The organism is Rathayibacter sp. SW19, assembly GCF_030866825.1.
Lineage (GTDB): Bacteria > Actinomycetota > Actinomycetes > Actinomycetales > Microbacteriaceae > Rathayibacter_A > Rathayibacter_A soli.
The window spans coordinates 2,612,335-2,632,818 of the sequence record NZ_CP133020.1; the positions used below are offsets into that span (position 1 = coordinate 2,612,335).

A 20,484-nucleotide genomic window follows, 5' to 3' on the forward strand; every position below is an offset into this window, starting at 1 on the left:
AAAAGCATACGGCCCGGGTGTCCTCAGACACCCGGGCCGCATACACGCTTGCGCGTCAGTCCTTCTTAGCAGCGTCCTTCTTGGCAGCCGACTTCTTCGCCGACTTCTTCTTCGGCTTCTCGTCGGCTTCCTCGTCGTTTTCGGCAGCGGATGCAGAAGCTGCCGCTTCAGCCGCTTCGGCCTCGGCCGCTTCGTCGACAACCGGTACTTCAACGGGGATGCTGGTGATGCCATCCGACGCATCGCTGGTGTCATCGACGGCGGTGAATTCACCCAGGTCGACGGTCGCGCCGTTGCTGTCTGTCACAACGGCGCGGCCGAGCACGATGGCAAGGGCCTTGTTGCGTGCGACCTCACCGACCATCTGCTGGATCTGGTTGTTTTCGCTCAGCACCTTGATGAACTCGTTCGGCTCCATGCCGTACTGCGCTGCGCCCTGAACCAGGTACTGCGTGAGCTCGTCCTGGCTGACCTTGACCTTCTCCGCTTCGGCGATATCGTCGAGCAGGATCTGGATGCGGAACGTCTTCTCGCTGGACTCTGCGACCTCGGCGCGATGTACATCGTCGTCGAGGCGGTTCTCGTTCTCGAGATGCCTGTGCACCTCGTCCTCGACCAGCTGGGCGGGGATGGGGATCTCGACGAGCTCAAGAAGCCGATCGATCAGAAGGTTGCGTGCCTCGTTGCCCTGCCCGAAGGTCTTGGCACGGGCCGCTTCGCCGCGCAGGCTTTCCTTGAGCTCGTCGACGGTGTCGAATTCGCTTGCGATCTGCGCGAAATCGTCGTCGGCATCCGGAAGCTCGCGCTCCTTGACGGCGATGACGGTCACCGTGATCTCTGCCTCTTCGCCCTCGTGGTCGCCGCCGAGCAGCGGTGCGTTGAAGGTGGTGGTCTCACCGGCGGTGAGAGAGTCGAGTGCCTCGTCGATGCCTTCGATCAGGTCGCCGGAGCCGAGTTCGTACGAAATGCTGCTGGCCGTGTCGACCTCTTCGCCGCCGATCGTCGCGACGAGGTCGATCTGCACGAAGTCACCGGTCTTGGCCGGTCGGTCTACCGTGATGAGGGTGCCGAAGCGCTCACGAAGACGATCCAGCTCGGCGGTGACGTCCTCGTCTGTGACCTCCGCTGCATCCACGGTGAGCGCGATCTTGTTGTAGTCGGGCACCGTGAACTCGGGGCGCACGTCGACCTCGATGGTCAGCAGGAGGTCGCCGGAGTAGTCCTTGTCGCTCGGCCACTCTGTGATATCGGCCTCCGGGCGGCCAAGCGGGCGAACCGAGTTCTCTTCGACGGCCGCGCGGTAGAAGCCGTCGAGGCCCTCGTTGACGGCGTGCTCGAGCACTGCTGCCTTGCCAACGCGTTGATCGATGATGGGCGGCGGCACCTTGCCCTTACGGAAGCCGGGAATGTTCACCTGTTCGGCGATGTGTCCGTAAGCATGGGTGATGGCTGGCTTCAGCTCTTCCGGCGTCACCGAGATGGTGAGCTTGGCGCGCGTGGGGCTCAGCTTTTCGACCGTGGTCTTCACGTTGGGGGATCTCCTGTTTTTTCAAAGTTCACTGCAAGTGGACGGATGCGATCTGGTCGGGGCGACAGGATTCGAACCTGCGACCTCCCGCTCCCAAAGCGGGCGCTCTACCAAGCTGAGCTACGCCCCGGATCGCTTTTGTCAACCCACGAGTGTCACCTAACCGGGCATGCGTGAACGCATGGCAAGCCAAATGACCTCCCACAGTCTAGCGAATGTTCTCGCGCCCAATCGCCGTGCCAGGTGCGCGTGGTCTGCGTGCAGCGCGATGCGCTGCGAGGTATTCGCTGTGTTGGCGTGCGGCGAGCGATGGTCGAATGGACGAACGTGGCCCGTTCTGACGAGAGTGCATGCCTGGGCAGCATCTCTCGTCCGTTTGGGGCACGCTCGACTGTTTGATGCACGCTGGCCAAGCGACGCGTGCGAATCCACGGACGGGTGCAGCGGATTCGTCGCCGGAGCGACTCACGGATGCTGGGGCGCGGTTTCGCGGGCGGCGCATTCGATGCATTAGGCTTGCACAGCGCGAAACGGATCGCTCCGTTGTCGGGGATGTAGCTCAATGGTAGAGCCTCAGTCTTCCAAACTGATTACGCGGGTTCGATTCCCGTCATCCCCTCTCCTTACAAGCACCGCGATCGCGGCCTGCTGGCGCAAGAAGCCCTCAGAGCAGATCCCCGTGTAAACCCCGTCCTAACCTTTTGCGCGGACCTCCAGGATGTCGAGCGCAACCAGTTCGGAGAAGAGAGCGCCTAGCTCAGCGACAAGCTGGTCTTTCTCAAACTCGATGTACCCCAAGTCGCTAAAATCGCTCGGGAATGACACGCCCTTCTCCTTGAAGATGACAATACGCGTGTCATATAAAATAGATGCGGCGCCCAGCTCAAATACCACATTCTCGCTCGGGCGCCACACCTCCTGCTGGTTGTCAGCGTCCCCTTTGAAGAACTGCTCGTCGGCCGTGAAGATGAATATCCCAGACGAGCAATCAAGCTCCATGAGATCAGCGACCTTCTTACTGATCGGACGGCCCTTGTTCGGTTCGTCAACTGCCACGGCGTACTGTACTTTGAACTGGTCAAGCGCCTTCTTCAATTGATCGAGAGGCGTCCGATTCTTTCCATGGGCGATAAAGACCTTCTTCGCAGTGCCAAGACTGCGGTCTTTGAGCCGAGGCTGCAGGTTAGTGATACCGCTTGTCGAAGTATCCGCCGGGGCATCGTATTCGGTCTGACCATCGCCTTCCGACTCGAAGTTATCGCCTGCCTCAGCTTCACCCTGAGCTGACGACGATGCGGCTAGGCCAATCGCGGCCGCTGATCCAGAAGTATTGACCCACTTTCCACCCTTCATATCCACAATGAAGCCTGCCGTTTCCAGATCGGCCAGCAAGAACTGAGTCGCCTCATCTACACGGTCTACTTCAACGCCTCCTTCCCCAGTCATAAAGTCTTTCAGAGGAGCAGCTGCCGGAATCTTCTTGGAAACGTATGCGTCGATAAATCGCTTGTACGGTGTAACGTTCTGAACCGCCCGCTTGAGCGCTGTGTCTCTCGCAACTTCGTCTCCACCAACTGACTTCTCGCCCAGAGCAGTAACGGTGAACGAGTCACTGTTGATACCACCGCTTGTTAACCCATAGAGTCTTGACGCCGCAACTAAATCGCGAAATGCACTGGACGTTGGCGTAGTGTCGAGCAACCCGGCGAGGGTAAGTTTCGAAACGGCCTGTGAAGAGGCTTCGTCTACTATGACTCTTGCTACAGCAAGGGCACGGGAAAGTTCAATGGCCGGATAGTTGCGCTGTTTGCCTCTTGGCACGCTCGCCTCCCAAAGATGAGTTGCCATCAGTATGGCAATTGTCAGCAGAATCATCCACGGCAACGCCGGTGTGTCACAGGACATCAAGGCGTGGTCGGAATTCCTAATCAGATTGTGCCTGAACTGCGAACGCCTCGAACGCGGCGATGTCGGCCGCGTAGTCGCTCGGGCACAGGGTGCCGTACACGGTGTCGGTAGTGACCAGCAATGCGTGCCCATCCACTGGCTCAGCTTGTGTGGCGCGGCGGCAGTGGCCAGCATCAAAGATGCGTAGGTGTGTCGGAGGTCGTGCCAGAACGTCTCGGGTAGTAACCCCAGGCCGACGGCCTGGGAGCCGTAGTACTGCAAAACCAATCCGCAATCGATGTTCCGCTAGAAGTCGAGCTCACGAAATCCGCTACTACGAGCAGGCCAGATCAGCGCGTCAGGGTCGGCTGAGCGTCGGTGCGCCAGAGGGTAGATCTTCAGGTCCGCTATCGACGTCCCTTCGAGAAGTGGCAGATCGCAGGACGAATGCTTCGACTTCGGCGTGCTGACCGTCCAGGCCCTGTTTATGCGTTTGATGCATGGCGAACCTCGATGTGGGCGCCCGTCGCCGACAGGAGAACGTCCCGATTCGCCATTCCCTGCACCTCAGCCGTACGCAGGGTTGCCAACGCACAGAGCAGCATCACAACGTGACACGCCGGAAAGTTATCGAGCACTATGGCGAGCGGTGTTCACCTGCACCTCGGCGCGTGCGGCCGTGCGCACCGAGGACGGCGCCGACGAGGACAGTGTGCAGGAGCTCGAATGGTTCGCCGCAATATCATGTTGCAATCCGGCTCTTGCACTACTTGCAAGTACGTCCTAGAATCGTTACAATGAAGCGCAGGGACCTCCTCAAGAAGATCGCCGCAGAAGCCAAACGCCAAGGCATCACGTGGGAACTCGTCCGCAACGGCGCAAACCACGACGTTTATACCCTCGGTGACACGATCATCCCCATAGCGCGACACAACGAGATCGGCGATCGGTTCGCGATCGAGATCTTCAAAGAATGTCAAGCCCAGTTAGGACAAAGGTGGTGGAAGTGATGTACGAAGTCACAGCTGAACTCGACGGCCGATTCTGGCTTGTTCGCGTGCCCGCGATCGACCGCGTCACACAGGCGCGCAATGTCGGTGAAATTCAGACCATGGCGGCCGACCTGATTACGGTCATGACGGGAGAGGAAGCTCCTGAGGTTCATGTGGAGCTAAAACTACCCGAGGCGATCACCGAACGCCTGCAGCGGCTGGCCGAGGCGCGTGCGGCCGAGGCCGAGGCTCGACGGGTGGCTGCGGAAGAGAACCGTGCCGTTGCCCGCATGCTACGTGCTCAGAACCTCACGCTCGCTGACGTCGGGTCGGTTCTCGGCGTCTCTCATCAGCGCGCTGCCCAACTCGTCAGCGCGTAGCTAACACAGAAATGACCCAATCATCGCCCATCTCTTCCGTAGAGTTGGGCGCATGAGACACGGAATCGTCATCCTGCCGCAGGCACAGTGGAGTGAGGCCCGGCGCACGTGGCAGAGCGCGGAAGGGCTCGGTTTCGATCATGCCTGGACCTACGATCACCTGTCGTGGCAAAGTTTGGCGGATCAGCGCTGGGGCGCGACGATTCCGACGCTGACGGCCGCGGCATCCGTCACCTCGACGATCCGGCTCGGCACGTTCGTGACGTCGCCGAACTTTCGGCATCCGGTGCCGTTCGCCAAGGATCTCGCGACCGTTGATGACGTGTCAGGCGGTCGGTTTCTGCTCGGTGTCGGCTCGGGCGGCACCGGCTTCGACGCATACGTGCTCGGCTATCCGCAACTGACACCACGGCAACGCCACGAGCGATTCGTCGAATTCGTGCGCGGGTTGGATGCTCTGCTGCGATTCGAAGAGCCCGGAAGCGGCGGAATCAGCTTCGACGGCGACTGGTTCACCGCACGCAAAGCACGCATGGTCGGCGAACCTGCACAGCCGCCGCGGCTGCCGTTCATCATCGCCGCCGACGGGCCGAAAGGCTTGCAACTCGTCGCGGAACTCGGCGACGGCTGGGTGACGCTTGGCCGGCAATCCGATTCCCTCGACACCTGGTGGCGGAGCGTTGCGGAACTGTCCGCCCGGCTCGACGAGACGCTCGCCAATGCCGGCCGCGCACCACAGAGCATCGACCGCTATCTCAGCCTGGATGCGTCACCGCAATTCGCCCTCGAAAGCGTGAACAGCTTCACGGATGCCGTCGGCCGGGCCGCCGAGTTCGGCTTCACCGATGTGATCACTCACTGGCCGCGCGCCGACGGGGTGTACGCCGGGCGAGAAGAGACGCTGTTCGAGGTGGCATCCCAGTTCTCCACAGATCGGCCGAAATAGCTCGACACGCTGCCGACCTCTGCCAGAGTGTTCGCATGACCGACGCACCGCACAATGCCGGCCAACCCCGCGAGCCGCGCGAATGGCCTGCTGACCCGAACTGGCTGACAGACACGACGCGCTGCCCCGCGTGCTTCAGTCGCCTCGCTGGTCCATACTGCACGGCGTGCGGGCTGGACCTGCGCGGGCCACGCGCTGCCGAGTTGCTTGCAGCGTCGACACAGCTGATTGTCGCAGAAGACGCGCGACAGAGGCTCATTGCTACGATGCGGCGGGAACAGGCGGCGGCAGCGGCCGCTTACGCAGCGCAAGCGGCCGCGTACGCCGCGCAGCGAGCAGAGGCTCGCTATCCCCCGCCAATCCAGATCGCACCAACAACCACCTCCACACCCACATCCGCATCCATAGCTCCGATCCAGACCAGCTCGACTCCGCCCCTGCCACCGCCACCAACACCAACATCCCCGCACCCACTCGCTCCCGAGCCTCCCTCGCGGCGCCCTCGCAGGAACTCAACGGTGCAAATCGCACTGTTGATCGTCGGCGTGTCACTCGTGTCAATCGCCGCGATCTTCTTTCTGACCGTCGCCTGGCTGGTCACCGGCCTCGAAGTACGCTCCGCAATTGTGGGCGCGCTCACCGCGACCGCACTCATCGTCGGCGGAGTGCTGCGGCGCAAACGGCTGACCGCGACGGCGGAAGGCATCGCCGTCTTCGCGGTTGTGCTCGTGCTGCTTGACGCCTGGGCGATCCGCAGCAACGACATGTTCGGCGCCGGCCAGCTCGACGGATTGCTCTACTGGGGCGCAGCCCTGATGGACTGTACAGCGATTTTTCTCGTGTGGCACATCATGTCCAACCTGCGGGTAGCGAGCGTTGCAGGCTTCACCCTGCTGGCACCCGCGAGCGGACTGCTCGTCGCCGCACTCACGAACCGACTCGACGGTGCCACCAGCACGCTGCTCGCCTGCCTCGCGGCCGCGCTCGCGACGATGGCGTATCGGGCGACGCTCCAGACGCGCAGTTCGTGGTGGCCGTCTCACAATCGGGCAGCAGAGCGAGTAGTCCTGTTCGTAATCTTGGTCGCGTCGCTTGCGCTGGCGGGCTTAGCAAGCTGGCTCGCGCAACCCCAATACACTTGGGCTCCCGCCTGGTGGGTGCCGTTGATCGTCGCTGTCGGCCTGCTGCACATTGCCGTTCTCCTGCGGATGCGCCGAGAGTCGCAGCCTGCGCCTGCCACCGCTATCCCGGCGACCATCGCCTGCCTTGTCGTGCTCAACCTGGTCATGCTCGTTCCGCAATTCGCTTCACGGCTCAACAGCCCCACGCTCGCGGTGACCGTCTCCACCCTTGCCGCTCTTGCAATTGCGCTGGCAGTGGAGGCGGCACGGCGCCGGTTTCCAACGCTGCAACAGCGCCCGGCTCCGGCTCGCTCCATCGTGACCGCTGCCGCAGTGACCGCGCTGGTCCTCGCCGCCGGCTCACTCCTGGCCACCGTCGTCGCAGCAGCCGTCCCAACGATCGAGGCGTTGAGCTACGGCGTCAGCGGCGGTATCCGCACCGGCATCGATGCCGTAGTCGACCCGTTCAGCTTCCCTCCACCGATCAACGGGTGGGCCCTGCTGACCCTGCCGGGTGTTGCGGTGTTGGCCGCTGCGGCTTGGGCGGCCCAGAAACTCCTCCGCACCCGGATGCTCTCGCTCGCGTGGTGCGCCGCCGGCACCCTGCTTCTCGCGGTCGCGTTTGCAACCGCGCTCCTGCCGATCGTGCTCAGCTACCTCGTGATCGCAGCGGCAAGTTGTGTCGTTCTGCTGCTCGACACGCGAGGAACACTGCGCGTCGGGCGGCTCCGAGCGGTGCTGCTCACCACGATGATCGTCGCGGCCGTTTTGGGCTACTTCGTCAGCTGGGCGACATCGGGCACCTGGTGGATCGGATCCGTCGGTGCGATCCTCATCGCCTTCTTTTCCCGCTACCTGGTGCGCGGAAGCTCGCGAGCAGTCGCACGCGCCGTGCTCCTGCCTGTCGCTGCGGCTCTGGCCGTCATCGCAAGCGGAATCGCACCCTGGGCGCTGACGTTGGGCCGCTCCCCCAGCATCACGACCACGACCTTCAACGTCCTCGGCGGCATCGCGCTGAGTACTGCAGTGTTGCAACTAGTGGTCGCACTGCCGTGGCGTCGAGCGCTGCGCCCGCTCGAGCGGCGTACCACGTTCTGGCTCCTGTTGCTACCGACCAGCACGTTCGCAATCCTGTTGCTTCCCGCCTTTGCGCACCTCACGTCTCGCGGCGACGCAGGTCTGCTGTTTCCCGAACCTCTCGGCAGTCTCGGCCGCGCGACCATCTTGCTGATCGCACCGATCGTGTGGCTGGTCGCGCGCGGCAACCCTGCTGGCCTCCGGCGTGAGCGGCTGCTCGGAATCGCCGGCCTCGCGCCTGTCGTCGCCCTCGCCGCGTCCGCGATCGTAACGCTCACGGAAACCAATGCCTGGACGACCGGGGCCGCCACCGGCACAACAGTCCGGGTGGTCGTCATCGCGGCGGCGGCACTGCTCGGGTGCGCAATTGCGCTCGTCATCGGAATCTCGCCACCGCGAACGCGCACGGATTCACTGCGGCGCGGACGATCACCTGCCCGTGATCGCGTCGCCCTCGAGCTCGGGGCAGCGCTCACGTTCTGCTGGGCGGGCGGCATCGCCGCTTTCGCTGCACCGGATGCGACGTGGCTCGTGCTGCTGCTCGTCGCGCTGGCCTTCCTGCTCGCTGCGATCGACGCCGACGGCCTGTTCGCGTCGCGGTCCGTGCGTCGCCACGCCGGTTGGATCGCCCTCGCGGTCGGCACTGCGGCCCTCTGGATCGGTCTGGGCCGTAGCGGCGTGGATGCGCTCGAACTCTACGTGCTCCCGGTCGCGGCGGCGTTGCTCGTCCTGGCCATGCTCGTGTGGCGATTTGGCCCGAGCGCTCACGCCGCGCACGCCAGCGCGGGCGCGGCAGTTCTTCTGCTGGCCGCGCTGTCCGTAGCAATAATTCCATTGGCGGTCATTCCGCTGACACCCGCATCATCCGATGGCGGCATCCTGCGCCCGATCATCGTCGGCGGCGTCAGCGCGACCCTCCTCATTGTCGCCAGTGCAGCCCGATGGACCTCGGGCGCCGTCGCTTACTGTGCCGCGATCGGACTCCCGGGTGCTCTCGGTGTCGTGCTCATCGCATCCGGTCGTATCGTTCATGCATACGGTTCCACGCGGGGCGCACCGTGGATTATCGAGGTCTGGGCGCTCACCGCCTGCGCTGTTCTGGTTGTAGCGGCGTTTCTCCTCGTTCGCCGCGGGGACGGCGCTGCCGTCGCGTTGCGCCGCCGCGCCAGTATCGCGCTGATGGTCGCGGCACTGCTTCTGATCACCTTCGGCGAGCACGCGGCCTCCGGGCGGGGACAACCGGTGCTGCACATCGTGCTGCTGACGTGCTTGATGTCCGCAGTGCACGCCCTGACATACTGGCTGCGGACGCCTCCGCTTACCCCGACCGTCGGCTGGCTTGCGATCACGATTGCTGCGATCACAATCGTCGTCGATGCCTCTCGCCTGGCGCCGACGCCGATCGAAATCGTGACCGTACCGGTGGCGATTGCACTGTTGCTGTCCGGGGCGATTCAATTGGACCGCGTTCCGACGGCTCGGAGCTGGCCGTGGCTCGGCCCTGGCGTGGCCGTACTGCTCGTGCCCTCGCTGGTGATCGGGTTCACCGACGATGCTCTCTGGCGCCTCGTCGCCCTCGGGGTCGTCGCCATTGCCGTGTTCGTGGCCGGGTTGGTCCTGAAGCTTCAGGCTCCGTTCCTGCTGGGCGGTGTCGTCGTATTGGTGCATGCACTGGTGCAGCTGTGGCCGTGGATCGCCGACGCGTACGCGGCGACGCAATGGTGGATGTGGCTTGGCGCGGGCGGCATCATCCTGATTGTGCTCGCGGCACGCTACGAACAGCGGATCCGCAACATCCGCTCGGTGGTGCTGAAGATTTCCGCGCTGCGGTGAGCGCCGGTTCGGCATGAGGTAAGCCGAGCCTCAGCTTGCTTGAGGAATTATGCAGGCCGCGTAGCGTTGACACGGAAGACAAGCAAAGCAAAGGGGAAGACCAATGACGAACACCGTCACCGTTCCGCAGAGTGTTTCGAATCCTGACGTTGCAGCAGGCGTCGCGCAGTTTCTGAGCCCCATCGTGGTGGAGTTGACCGCGCTCGTTGTCAACGGCAAACAGGCGCACTGGCATGTGCGCGGAGCAAACTTCGTCGGCGTGCACGAACTGCTCGACACAATCGTTGCGCATGCGCAAGAGTGGGCCGACCTGGCCGCCGAGCGGATCATCGCACTTGGTCTGCCGGTCGACGCGCGCCTGGAGACCGTGGCGGCCAAGACGGCGACCGCGCCGCTGACCGCCGGATTTCAACAATCGAACCAGTCGATCGCCGAGATCATCGGTCACATCGATGTCGCTCTCGCGGCCGTGAACACCGCCGTCGCCGAGCTCGACGAGTTGGACCAGACGAGTCAGGATGTCGCCGTCGAGATCGCCCGCGGTCTGGACAAGGACCGCTGGTTCCTCTTCGCACACATCAGCGAGTAGAAATCAGCGTTCGGCACGGGCTGCGCGCATCCGTTCGTGCGTTCGTCGCATCTGGGCGGCGAGCGCCTCGGTTGCATACGGGCCGTCGCCGTCGAGTTCGCGGATAACCGTGTCGACAGTCTCCGCGGGCTTGTTCTGACTCATCTTGTTCTTCGCGACAATTGTTGTCGGTGTGAGCCGAAAACCGACTGTGCCCGTCATAATGCGCTTTGCATAGTCCGCATTCTCGGGGGTGCCAGCCATCCGCCGGGGGTGCGGCATCCGATCCTCGAAGTGATCGACGAGCGCCGCCAGAACGGCATAGTTCTCCTCATCGGTCAGAATCTCCGGCACCCCGGTCAGGTGTGCGACAGTGAAGTTCCAGGTGGGCACGGCCGGTTTCCCGTCGTACCAGCCCGGTGATATGTAGCCGTGGGGCCCTTGGATGATCACCAGCAATTCGTGCTGACCGAGCTCGAGCACCTGCTCGTCCGGCTTGCCGACGTGGCTGACGATCGAGATCTCCTCGCGGGTGTCGTCGAGCAAAACCGGGTAGTGCGACGCGACCAATCCAGCATCCGTCTGGCTCACCAGAACCGCCCAGGGGTTCTCCCGAATCAGGCGCCTGATCTCGATCGGATCGGTCAATGTGAAGCTCGGATTCTGTCGCATGGATGCACCTTACCTGCGAGTCTGTCGATTGGTCGGGTTGATACGGGTCTCGATACGGGTCTCGATACGCTCGCTGGCGCTCGCTACTCGACCACCGTCTTTGGCGCTCGCTACTCGACCACCGTCTTTTCCTCGCTACTCCGCCATCGGAATAGCGCTAGGCCTGATCCTTCGGACACCAATACAGCTTGCGCGAGGCCATCAGCTCCAGGACGATGTTCGTCCCGCAGACGCGGCAGGGCAGACCTTCGCGCTTGTACACCCAGTGCCGGTCGTCTCGGCTTGCCATCGCCTTCAGATATGCGGCGTCGTCGAGGTCATCCATCGTCATCATCTGACCGGTTGCGACGCCGAGCTTCAGCAGATAGACCCAGTCCTGCCAAAGTGCGCGCACGGTCTCTTCCGGCACGTGCGCGCCGGGGGTGTGCGGGTTCAGCCGGGCGCGAAAGAGCATTTCGGCACGATAGACGTTGCCGATGCCACTGACGATCGACTGATCCATTAGAAGTAGTCCGATCGGCGACTGCTTCTTGCGCACCGCGGTGACGAACCGCTGCTCTGCCTCTGCAGACGAGTCGTTGATCGGGTCGGGGCCAAGCCTGTCGATCACGGCCTGAACCCCAGCAGACTCCAGCACTTCGCACGCGGTCGGACCGCGCAGATCGGCTACTGCCTTCTCGGTCAGCAGGCGCACCCGCACCGCGCCGACCGGTTCCGGCGGGAACACGAAATCGCTGTCGTCTTCCTTTTCGGACTCCGACATCCGCAGCCGCGCTTTGCGTGGCGCGCCGATCGAACGTATGGAATCTTCGCCCGCCTTGTCATTCAGCGCTGTGTTGTTCAGCGCTGTGTTGTTCAGCGCTGCATCGTCAAGCACGGTGCCACGCTGGTTCGTCTGTCCCATCCTGCCGCCCGCAGAGCGGATGGTCGCATCCGTCGAGATCTCGCCGGCGAAGTCCCACGCGCCGTAGATCCCCAGGTGCACGCGCAGCCACAGTTCGTTGTCGAACTCGAGGAACATCTGCTTTCCGACCGCACGCGCATCCACCATGGTGCGCCCGTTCAGCTGCGCCGCACCCGAGGCGAAACGGCCCTGTGGGGACGAGACGGCAACCTGATCCCCCACGAAGTTGCGCGCGAATTGCCGGGCGATTCGATGGACGGAGTGCCCCTCAGGCATCGACGTTCTTGCCCGCAATGTCGCCGGTCGCCTCGAATTCGGCAAGCTGCCCGATCCGGCGAACGTGGCGCTCCTCGAACGAGAACGGTTCCGCTAGAAACGCGTCGATGAAGCTCGTGGCTTCTTCGACGGTGTGCTGCCGTGCGCCGATCGAAATTACGTTGGCATCGTTGTGCTGGCGGGCCAGCAACGCCGTGGGCAGGCTCCAGACCAAGGCCGCGCGGATGCCGTGAACCTTGTTCGCCGAAATCTGCTCGCCATTTCCAGACCCGCCGAACACGATGCCGAGAGCCTCGACTCCGGCTTGCTGGTCGGCCGCGACACCCTTGGCCGCGTTGATGCAGAACGCCGGGTAGTCGTCGATCGGGTCATAGTTGGACGGGCCATGATCGATCACTTCGTGTCCCGCAGAGCGCAGGTGCTCCTGCAGATCGCGACTGAATTCGAGGCCGGCGTGGTCCGTGGCGATATGGATGCGCATGGCATCCATCCTATTGAGGGGCAGCTGCACTCAGTCGAAAATGGGCTCGCGGGTGCGGCTGCGCTTGAGCTCGAAGAAACCGTCGTATGCCGCCGCCGCAACAACGCCGTCCCACAACCTCAGCGCCTGCTCTCCGCGCGGTGTCGGCGAAATGACCGGCCCGAAAAATGCCGTGCCGTTCACCGCGATGACCGGCGTACCGACATCCTGGCCGACGCGATTGATCCCGTCGAAATGGCTCGCGCGCATCTGCTCGTCATACTCGTCGCTGTCCGCATAACGGGCGAGGTCTGCCGGGAGACCGACATCGGCCAGCGCTGCCGGGATCACCTCGTCAGCGTTCTTGCTGCCGCCCGGGTGGATGCGAGATCCGAGCGCGTCATAGAGAGGCTTCACGAATTGTTGACCGTGCAGCTCCTGCACGGCGGCAACCAGCCGCGTATAGCGGAGGGCACGCGGGAAGAACGCGCGATAGTCATCCGTGACGTCCTTGTCCTCGTTGAGAACGGCCAGGCTCATAATGTGCCAGGTGACGTCGAGTGCACGGTGTTTCGCCACCTCGTCCACCCAACGTGACGCCATCCACGCCCACGGGCATGAGGGGTCGAACCAAAAATCTACGGCAGTCTTTTCATCAGAGGTCATACTTCTATCTAACCGCGCACCCCGCGAGTTGTTCCCGAGTGCGCTGTCGAGTAGCCCGCGAGCTTCGGTCCCTGAGCAGAAGGGCGAGCAGGGGTATCCCTCCGCTGGTCGAGTAGCCCGCGAGCGCAGCGAGCAGGCATATCGAGACCCCGTGGCCCACACAGCCGGGTCTCGATACACGACCTCGCTGGCGCTCGGCCGCTACTCGACCACCGGAGTGCTGGCGCTCGGCCGCTACTCGACCACCGTGAGCGCCGACTACGCTTGATCGTTGGACACAATCCACATCGATCAGGAGGCACTGTTGCCCGGAGAAAACCTCACCCGCGTCGAAGCCGCTACTCGCGCCGGTATCGTCTCAACCCACAGTTATGAGATCGCACTTGATCTCACCACCGGCGACGAGACGTTCCTCAGCACGACGACCGTACGCTTCTCGGCGACACCAGGGGCGTCGACGTTCATCGACGCCATCACCCGCACGGTGCATTCCGTGACTCTCAACGGTGAGCCGCTCGACCCGGCTGCGGTCAGTGACGGCGTGCGCATCCAGTTGCCGAACCTGAAGGCCGAGAACGAGCTCACTGTCGTCGCAGACGCGATCTACACCAACACCGGTGAAGGTTTGCACCGCTTCGTCGACCCGGTCGACGGCGAGGTGTATCTCTACAGTCAGTTCGAGGTGCCAGATTCCCGGCGGATGTTCGCCGTATTCGAGCAGCCCGACCTCAAGGCGACGTTCCAATTCACCGTGACAGCACCGGCGCACTGGCAGGTCGTCAGCAACTCGCCGACACCGGAGCCGGTCGATGCTCCGTCGAACCCTTCGGCAAGCTCAGGGAACGGAGGGACAAAATCCAAAACGTGGACGTTCGCGCCATCCCCCGTGATCTCCTCATACATCACCGCCCTGATCGCAGGCCCGTACGTGAGTGTGCGCAGTGAGCTGACGAGCCGCGACGGTCGCACCATCCCGCTCGGTGTGTTCGCGCGTGCCTCGCTCGCTCAGTATCTCGATGCCGACTACATTTTCGAGAAGACGCGTCAGGGCTTCGCGTTCTACGAGGAGAAATTCGACTACGCGTATCCGTTTGAGAAGTACGACCAGTTGTTCGTTCCCGAGTTCAACGCCGGGGCGATGGAGAATGCGGGCGCGATCACGTTCACAGAGACTTACGTCTTCCGCTCGAAGGTGACCGACGCCATCAAGGAACGCCGCGTGGTCACGATCCTGCACGAGCTGGCGCACATGTGGTTCGGCGACCTCGTCACCATGAAGTGGTGGAACGACCTGTGGCTGAATGAGTCGTTCGCCGAGTACATGTCGACCTTCGCCGTCGCGGAAGCCACAGAGTGGACCGAGGCCTGGACCACCTTTGCCGCGATGGAGAAGAGCTGGGCATACAAGCAGGACCAGCTGCCGTCGACCCACCCGATCGTCGCAACGATCAACGACCTCGAAGACGTGCAGGTCAACTTCGATGGGATCACCTACGCCAAGGGCGCCTCCGTGCTCAAGCAGTTGGTGGCGTGGGTTGGTCAGGACGACTTCCTCGCCGGAGTCGGCCGCTACTTCAAAAAGCACCAGTACGGAAACACCGAACTGCGCGACCTGCTTGTCGAACTCGAGGCGACAAGCGGCCGCGACCTCACCGAATGGTCGAAACTGTGGCTGGAAACCGCCGGAGTCAACACGCTGCGACCCGAGATCTTGACGGATGCCGTCGGCATCGTCACTAGCTTCGCCGTTCTGCAATCCGCGCCCGCCGACTACCCGACGATTCGTCCTCACCGTCTCGCGATCGGTTTCTATAACCTCCGTGACGGCGAGTTGGTTCGTGAGCACCGCGTCGAACTCGACGTCGCCGGCGAGCGAACGGATGTCACCGAGCTCGTCGGGCTCGCCCGTCCCGATCTCGTGCTGCTCAACGACGACGACCTGGCTTACGCCAAGATCCGGCTTGATGAGACGTCCTTGACGGTTGCCATCGAGCACCTCGACAAAATTCAGAGTCCTCTGGCGCGCTCGATCGTCTGGGGATCCGTGTGGGATTCCACTCGCGACGCGGAGACGCGGCCGAGCGATTTCGTGAAGCTGGTGTTGAACAACATCGCCAGCGAGACAGAGTCGACCACGATCCGCACGGTTTTGAACCAGTTGGCGCTCACGGCTTCAACCTATGTGGTGCCCGACGAGCAAGTCCGCACGACGCAGGAGGCGGCATCCGCTCTGTGGGTGTTGGCCCAGCAAGCGCAGGCGGGCAGCGATGCACAGTTCCAGTTCGTCAAGTTCTTCGCGGCACTCGCGTCCACCGATGAGCATCTCGGCGCCATCCGCGCACTACGCGACGGCGAACGGACTCTCGATGGGCTCGACATCGACACCGACCTCAGCTGGGAGCTGTTGATCGCACTCGTGGCAGGAGGCAAGGCCGGCGAAGTCGAGATCGACGCCGCTCTGGCAGATGACAACACGGCGACCGGTGCGCAGTCCGCCGCTCATGCGCGCGCAGCGATCCCGACCGCTGCAGGCAAGCAGGCGGCGTTCGCCAGCGTGTTCGATTCGGACAAGTTGCCGAACACCATCGTGCGCACCACAGGGCTCGGCTTCCAGCGCGCGGCAGACACGAGCCTACTCGAGCCGTTCGTCGCACCGTACTTCGCCGCACTCCAGTCGATCTGGGAGACGCGCAGTTACGCGATAGCATCCGCGCTGATCGTTGGCATGTACCCTGCACCCCTCGCCAACCGGCAATTGGCCGATGCAACGCAGGCGTGGCTGAACGCGAACCCGGAGCCGGCGGCACTGCGCCGACTCGTCGTGGAGAACTTCGCCGGTATCGAGAGGGCGTTGGCCGCGCAACAGCGCGACGCGGAGTAACTCCCGCTGGTCGAGTAGCCCGCGAGCGCAGCGAGCAGGCGTCACCCTCGCTGGTCGAGTAGCCCGCGAGCGCAGCGAGCAGGCGTATCGAGACTCCGCCAGCCGCGATGTGGGTCTCGATACGCTCGCTGGCGCTCGCTACTCGACCACCGGGGGTCGATGTGGGTCTCGATACGCTCGCTAGCGCTCGCTACTCGACCACCAGGGTGGTACCGCAGTATGACTCGTGCACACTGCAAGACCCATCGCTTGGCGGATGCCCGGCAACTCGTGTATGCCTAGTCTGGAATACATGATCAAGATCGAAGGACTTACAAAACGCTATGGCGAGAAGATCGCCGTAGACAATGTCAGCTTCACGGTGCAGCCCGGCCGGGTGACGGGCTTCCTTGGACCGAACGGCGCAGGCAAGTCGACGACGATGCGCATGATCGTCGGGCTCGACCGGCCGACCCACGGCACAGTCACCGTCGGGGGCAAACGTTACGCCGACCTGGTGTCGCCGTTGCGTGAGGTCGGAGCACTGCTCGACGCCAAAGCGATCCACACCGGTCGCAGCGCATACAACCACTTGTTGGCGATGGCCGCAACCCACGGCATACCGAAGTCTCGCGTGCACGAGGTGATCGCGATGACCGGCCTGGAATCCGTTGCCAACAAACGCGTCGGCGGATTCTCGTTGGGCATGGGCCAACGCCTCGGGATCGCGGCAGCGCTGCTCGGAGATCCCGGCACGCTGATCCTCGACGAACCGGTCAATGGCCTGGATCCGGAGGGCGTGGTCTGGGTGCGCAAACTCGCACGGCACTACGCGTCCGAAGGGCGTACAGTGTTCCTCTCCTCGCACCTCATGAGTGAGATGGCGCAGACCGCGGACCACATCGTGGTGCTCGGCCGGGGCCGCGTGCTCGCGGATGCTCCGGTGGCGGAGATTCTGAACGGGGCGACTCACAATTCGGTGAGAGTGCGGACTCCCCAGGCGCAGCTTCTTGCCGAACGCATCGCGGGCCCCGACATCACGGTCTCCAGTACGGAGGCCGGCGTTTTGGAGATTGTGGGCATCACCGCCGCCCAGATCGGCGAGGCGGCCGCGGCATCCGGGGTCGTACTCCACGAACTGACGCCCGTCAGCGCGTCCCTCGAAGAGGCGTACCTCGAACTCACCCACGACGACGTCGAATACCGCACGGAGGTTTCCCGATGAGTGCAACGGCAATGCAGGCAACACACACACCCGACCCAGCGTTCGAGAATGTCCGTCTGCGTTTCAGTGGCATCGTGCGCAGCGAGTGGATCAAGTTGCGCAGCCTTCGCTCCACCGTGTGGTGCTACGGGCTCATCGTTCTGCTGACCATCGGCTTCGGAGCGCTTCTGGCCCTCACCTTCACACACTCCGGCCCGGCACTGACCGCCGATCAAAGCAACGCCGTGATGGTGCAGGTGGCGACACTCGGTGTCAACTTCACGCAGCTGATCGTCGCTGTGCTCGGGGCGCTCGTCATCACCGGCGAGTACTCGACCGGCATGATCCGCTCGACCTTCGCCGCTGTGCCCGGCCGCATCGGAGCATACATCGGCAAGGCGGTCGTGCTGGCGGTGAGCACCTTCGTGATCGGACTCGTCTCGATCGTCGCAACGGCGTTCGTTGCCATTCCTCTGCTGGCAGGCAAGGGAATCGATCCGGCACTGTCGGATTGGTCGGTGTTGTTGCCGCTGATCGGCGGCGCAGGCTACCTAACGCTGATCGCGCTGCTCGCCTTCACGTTCGGCACAATGGTGCGCAGCAGCGCAGGCGCGATCGCGTCGATACTGGGGTTGCTCCTGGTCGTGCCGGCAGTTCTGCGCATCATCGCAAACCTCACGCAGGCGGTCTGGATTCAAAACGTTGCAGCATTCCTGCCGTCCGAGGCCGGCGGCAAAATCTTCGCATACCAGGACAGTGTCGCCAGCTCGCCAACCCAACCCGCGACGCACACTGCAGGCCTCGTCGACCTGACCAGCTGGGAAGGCCTCGCCGTGCTCGTTGGCTGGGTGCTGGTGTTCGGCGTCCTTGCCGCTGTGCTGGTCAAACGACGGGACGCGTAGAGTCCAGTCATGACGGATCGACAGGTGCCGGATCGGCAGACACCGGATCGACGCCGGTCGGCTCACGACAGCTCCCTCGGCCGCGCGGCTTCCGCGGCCGAGGGAGATCTGTCTCTGCCGAAACCACCTGGCGTCATTCGCCGCTTCTGGGCCAGGCATCCGTGGTGGACCGATTCTCTCATCGCAGCCGTATACGTGCTTCCTGCGTTCATCGGGAGTGTCAGCGTCGCGGTCCTGAGCCCGACGGTGAACGGGCACGCTCTCGTGGCCGTCACGGGCCCCATTCTCGCCGCCGGTTCCGGTGCGGCCGTTCTGTTCCGCCGTCGCGCACCGTTGTGGGCCCTCGCAGTCACGACCGTATGCACGTTCGTCACGATGTCATCGCAAAGGGGATACCTGGCGTTCGGTGTCTGTCTCACCCTGTACGCGGTCGCCGTTTACCGATCGAATCGGGCAGCATGGATCGGACTCGCCTGCGCGGCCGCAGCCGTCGCCGCAGGCGCCTTCCTGCCATTCCCTCAACTGCTGGGTTTCAACGAGGCAAGTCAGCCGGTCGCCACCTGGGCGGTGTTCATGCTGCTCGCCGTGCTCATCGGCGTGAACATCGGAAACCGCAAGCGGTACCTTCAGGCCCTGATCGACCGCGCCGCGCAACTCGCCCGTGAGCGTGATCAGCAGGCCCAACTCGCAACGGCAGCCGAACGGGCTCGCATCGCACGTGAGATGCACGACATCGTCTCGCACAGCCTCACCGTGATGGTGAGTTTGGCCGACGGCTCCGCAGCCCTTGCCTCAGTTGATCCCGAACGCGCGACGGATGCCATGCGTCAGGTCGCGGAGACCGGCAGGCACGCGCTGACCGACATGCGGCGGATGCTCGACGTGCTCGCCGAACCCGCACCTGCGTCGAAACCGGCCCTTGCACAGGAGCAGGAGCAGGCGCAGGAGCTCGCGCAGGAGCAACGGCCTGCAGACGTGGAGGCCCCTACGGGGGCAGCCTTGGAGCCTCAGCCGCGCGCATCGGACATCGCGGAACTGATCCAGAGGTTCCGCAGCGCAGGGCTGCCCGCCCGGCTATCGGTCACCGGCGCGGCGCCGGACGACCCCGGCCTGCAACTCACCGTGTATCGCGTCGTGCAGGAGTCGCTCACGAACGTGCTGCGGCACGCAAGCGGCGCTGCTCATGTTGAGGTGACCGTGACCTACCAACCGGATGCCGTGCGCATCCGCATTGATGACAGCGGCGTCGCTCGCGCCCCGGTGAGCGACACCACCTCGCACACGGCGACCCACGGCGCCGGCCGGGGACTTGTCGGCATGCGCGAACGAGTCGCGCTGCATCGCGGCACACTCGAGTCGGGGCCGCGCCCGAGCGGCGGCTGGCGCGTCGCCGTGACCCTCCACCCGCTCGAGAACGGCGAATCAACATGACAGACCCCATTCGCGACGCGCATTCGGCCGCAAGCGTGCCCGGGAACGCGCAAATTCGCATCCTGATCGTTGACGACCAGTCGCTCGTGCGCATGGGCTTCCGCATGGTGCTGGACGCGGAGCCCGATCTCGCGGTCGTCGGCGAGGCATCCGATGGCCGCGAGGCGATCGCGCGCGCAGCGGCTCTTCGCCCAGGGATCGTCTTGATGGACGTGCGGATGCCGGGCCTCGACGGCATCGCCGCGACCCGCCAGATCGTTGCAGAGTTGCCGGAAACGCGGGTGATCGTGCTCACCACCTTCGATCTCGACGAGTACGCGTTCGGCGGGCTCCGTGCGGGCGCAAGCGGCTTTCTACTGAAAGATGCTCGACCTGCCGAACTGCTCTCCGCCATCCGTTCGGTGGCTGCCGGCGACGCGGTCGTGTCTCCCCGCGTCACAAAACGGATGCTGGACCTGTTCGGCGGGGCGCTACCGGCCACGTCCGAACAGGGAGCGCTCGACGCGGTCTCCGTGCTGACGCCGCGCGAGCGCGACATACTCGGTGCCATGGCCGAGGGGCTGTCAAACAACGAGATCGCGGCAAAATACTTCTTGACGGAGTCGACGGTGAAGACACATGTCGGCCGTGTGCTCTCCAAGCTTGAACTGCGCGATCGGGTGCACGCAGTGATCTTCGCCTATGAAAACGGCCTCATCACCAACTGACCACTCTCGATGTGTTGCGCTCAGCGTGCGCCCAGGGACCGCGCAGTTGCGCGCGGATAGACTCGAAACC

Annotated in this window: 16 protein-coding genes and 2 tRNA genes; 11 read left to right on the plus strand and 7 right to left on the minus strand. The window is 63.7% G+C overall.

Annotated elements, in window-relative coordinates:
• Nucleotides 1-55 precede the first annotated feature (55 nt).
• Both tig and QU604_RS12080 read right to left on the minus strand, forming a co-directional pair.
• Complete coding sequence (gene tig / locus QU604_RS12075) at nucleotides 56-1,528, minus strand: trigger factor (protein WP_308464880.1); 1,473 nt, start codon at nucleotides 1,526-1,528, stop codon at nucleotides 56-58.
• Between the two features lie 53 nt (nucleotides 1,529-1,581).
• A tRNA-Pro gene (locus QU604_RS12080) sits at nucleotides 1,582-1,658 on the minus strand.
• Between the two features lie 418 nt (nucleotides 1,659-2,076).
• Here QU604_RS12080 and QU604_RS12085 point away from each other — a divergent pair.
• Nucleotides 2,077-2,147 (plus strand) — tRNA-Gly (locus tag QU604_RS12085).
• 74 nt (nucleotides 2,148-2,221) lie between these two features.
• Here the strand turns inward: QU604_RS12085 and QU604_RS12090 are convergent.
• On the minus strand, nucleotides 2,222-3,403 hold the full coding sequence (locus tag QU604_RS12090) for a TIR domain-containing protein (RefSeq protein ID WP_308464881.1): 1,182 nt from the start codon (nucleotides 3,401-3,403) through the stop codon (nucleotides 2,222-2,224).
• 809 nt (nucleotides 3,404-4,212) lie between these two features.
• Here QU604_RS12090 and QU604_RS12095 point away from each other — a divergent pair.
• The 5 genes from QU604_RS12095 to QU604_RS12115 all read left to right on the plus strand — a co-directional run bounded on the left by QU604_RS12095 (nucleotide 4,213) and on the right by QU604_RS12115 (nucleotide 10,353).
• Nucleotides 4,213-4,425, plus strand: coding sequence for a hypothetical protein (locus QU604_RS12095; RefSeq protein WP_308464882.1), 213 nt, complete (start codon nucleotides 4,213-4,215; stop codon nucleotides 4,423-4,425).
• Complete coding sequence (locus QU604_RS12100) at nucleotides 4,425-4,787, plus strand: hypothetical protein (RefSeq protein ID WP_308464883.1); 363 nt, start codon at nucleotides 4,425-4,427, stop codon at nucleotides 4,785-4,787. Before QU604_RS12095 ends, QU604_RS12100 begins: the two co-directional genes overlap by 1 nt.
• 52 nt (nucleotides 4,788-4,839) lie before the next feature.
• Nucleotides 4,840-5,733, plus strand: a complete 894-nt coding sequence (locus QU604_RS12105; protein WP_308464884.1) for an LLM class flavin-dependent oxidoreductase — start codon at nucleotides 4,840-4,842, stop codon at nucleotides 5,731-5,733.
• A gap of 518 nt (nucleotides 5,734-6,251) precedes the next feature.
• Nucleotides 6,252-9,764, plus strand: coding sequence for an SCO7613 C-terminal domain-containing membrane protein (locus QU604_RS12110; protein WP_308464885.1), 3,513 nt, complete (start codon nucleotides 6,252-6,254; stop codon nucleotides 9,762-9,764).
• Nucleotides 9,765-9,867: 103 nt separating this feature from the next.
• On the plus strand, nucleotides 9,868-10,353 hold the full coding sequence (locus QU604_RS12115; RefSeq protein WP_308464886.1) for a Dps family protein: 486 nt from the start codon (nucleotides 9,868-9,870) through the stop codon (nucleotides 10,351-10,353).
• A gap of 3 nt (nucleotides 10,354-10,356) precedes the next feature.
• On the opposite strand, the gene QU604_RS12120 is transcribed toward QU604_RS12115, so the two are convergent.
• From QU604_RS12120 to QU604_RS12135, 4 genes are all read right to left on the minus strand, one after another.
• Nucleotides 10,357-11,004 carry an FMN-binding negative transcriptional regulator gene (locus QU604_RS12120; RefSeq protein WP_308464887.1) on the minus strand — a complete coding sequence of 216 codons (648 nt, stop codon included), beginning with the start codon at nucleotides 11,002-11,004 and terminating at the stop codon, nucleotides 10,357-10,359.
• Nucleotides 11,005-11,161: 157 nt separating this feature from the next.
• Nucleotides 11,162-12,184: an Fpg/Nei family DNA glycosylase gene (locus tag QU604_RS12125; protein WP_308464888.1), complete on the minus strand. Its 1,023-nt coding sequence runs from the start codon at nucleotides 12,182-12,184 to the stop codon at nucleotides 11,162-11,164.
• On the minus strand, nucleotides 12,177-12,665 hold the full coding sequence (locus tag QU604_RS12130; protein ID WP_308464889.1) for a ribose-5-phosphate isomerase: 489 nt from the start codon (nucleotides 12,663-12,665) through the stop codon (nucleotides 12,177-12,179). Before QU604_RS12130 ends, QU604_RS12125 begins: the two co-directional genes overlap by 8 nt.
• A gap of 30 nt (nucleotides 12,666-12,695) precedes the next feature.
• Entirely contained in the window at nucleotides 12,696-13,310 is a 615-nt protein-coding gene (locus tag QU604_RS12135; RefSeq protein WP_308464890.1) for a mycothiol-dependent nitroreductase Rv2466c family protein, read from the minus strand.
• 304 nt (nucleotides 13,311-13,614) lie between these two features.
• On the opposite strand from QU604_RS12135, the gene pepN reads away from it, so the two are divergent.
• From pepN to QU604_RS12160, 5 genes are all read left to right on the plus strand, one after another.
• The gene (gene pepN, locus QU604_RS12140; protein ID WP_308468914.1) at nucleotides 13,615-16,191 is read left to right on the plus strand and encodes an aminopeptidase N; all 2,577 of its coding nucleotides are present in this window, start codon (nucleotides 13,615-13,617) and stop codon (nucleotides 16,189-16,191) included.
• A 292-nt stretch (nucleotides 16,192-16,483) separates the two neighbouring features.
• Nucleotides 16,484-17,395: an ABC transporter ATP-binding protein gene (locus QU604_RS12145; protein WP_308464891.1), complete on the plus strand. Its 912-nt coding sequence runs from the start codon at nucleotides 16,484-16,486 to the stop codon at nucleotides 17,393-17,395.
• Nucleotides 17,392-18,276 carry an ABC-2 transporter permease family protein gene (locus QU604_RS12150; RefSeq protein ID WP_308464892.1) on the plus strand — a complete coding sequence of 295 codons (885 nt, stop codon included), beginning with the start codon at nucleotides 17,392-17,394 and terminating at the stop codon, nucleotides 18,274-18,276. The genes QU604_RS12145 and QU604_RS12150 overlap by 4 nt, the downstream gene beginning before the upstream one ends.
• A 9-nt stretch (nucleotides 18,277-18,285) precedes the next feature.
• Nucleotides 18,286-19,707, plus strand: coding sequence for a sensor histidine kinase (locus QU604_RS12155; RefSeq protein WP_308464893.1), 1,422 nt, complete (start codon nucleotides 18,286-18,288; stop codon nucleotides 19,705-19,707).
• Complete coding sequence (locus QU604_RS12160) at nucleotides 19,704-20,414, plus strand: response regulator (RefSeq protein WP_308464894.1); 711 nt, start codon at nucleotides 19,704-19,706, stop codon at nucleotides 20,412-20,414. The genes QU604_RS12155 and QU604_RS12160 overlap by 4 nt, the downstream gene beginning before the upstream one ends.
• Nucleotides 20,415-20,484: the final 70 nt, after the last annotated feature.

What these genes read in the sequence shown, in the direction of transcription:
- QU604_RS12150 (WP_308464892.1), top strand. Translation starts at nt 17,392, where the DNA reads ATGAGTGCAACGGCAATGCAGGCAACACACACACCCGACCCAGCGTTC.
- QU604_RS12135 (WP_308464890.1), bottom strand. Translation starts at nt 13,310, where the DNA reads ATGACCTCTGATGAAAAGACTGCCGTAGATTTTTGGTTCGACCCCTCA.
- QU604_RS12115 (WP_308464886.1), top strand. Translation starts at nt 9,868, where the DNA reads ATGACGAACACCGTCACCGTTCCGCAGAGTGTTTCGAATCCTGACGTT.
- QU604_RS12095 (WP_308464882.1), top strand. Translation starts at nt 4,213, where the DNA reads ATGAAGCGCAGGGACCTCCTCAAGAAGATCGCCGCAGAAGCCAAACGC.
- QU604_RS12105 (WP_308464884.1), top strand. Translation starts at nt 4,840, where the DNA reads ATGAGACACGGAATCGTCATCCTGCCGCAGGCACAGTGGAGTGAGGCC.
- QU604_RS12130 (WP_308464889.1), bottom strand. Translation starts at nt 12,665, where the DNA reads ATGCGCATCCATATCGCCACGGACCACGCCGGCCTCGAATTCAGTCGC.
- QU604_RS12100 (WP_308464883.1), top strand. Translation starts at nt 4,425, where the DNA reads ATGTACGAAGTCACAGCTGAACTCGACGGCCGATTCTGGCTTGTTCGC.
- QU604_RS12125 (WP_308464888.1), bottom strand. Translation starts at nt 12,184, where the DNA reads ATGCCTGAGGGGCACTCCGTCCATCGAATCGCCCGGCAATTCGCGCGC.
- QU604_RS12155 (WP_308464893.1), top strand. Translation starts at nt 18,286, where the DNA reads ATGACGGATCGACAGGTGCCGGATCGGCAGACACCGGATCGACGCCGG.
- QU604_RS12090 (WP_308464881.1), bottom strand. Translation starts at nt 3,403, where the DNA reads ATGATTCTGCTGACAATTGCCATACTGATGGCAACTCATCTTTGGGAG.
- QU604_RS12145 (WP_308464891.1), top strand. Translation starts at nt 16,484, where the DNA reads ATGATCAAGATCGAAGGACTTACAAAACGCTATGGCGAGAAGATCGCC.
- QU604_RS12160 (WP_308464894.1), top strand. Translation starts at nt 19,704, where the DNA reads ATGACAGACCCCATTCGCGACGCGCATTCGGCCGCAAGCGTGCCCGGG.
- QU604_RS12120 (WP_308464887.1), bottom strand. Translation starts at nt 11,004, where the DNA reads ATGCGACAGAATCCGAGCTTCACATTGACCGATCCGATCGAGATCAGG.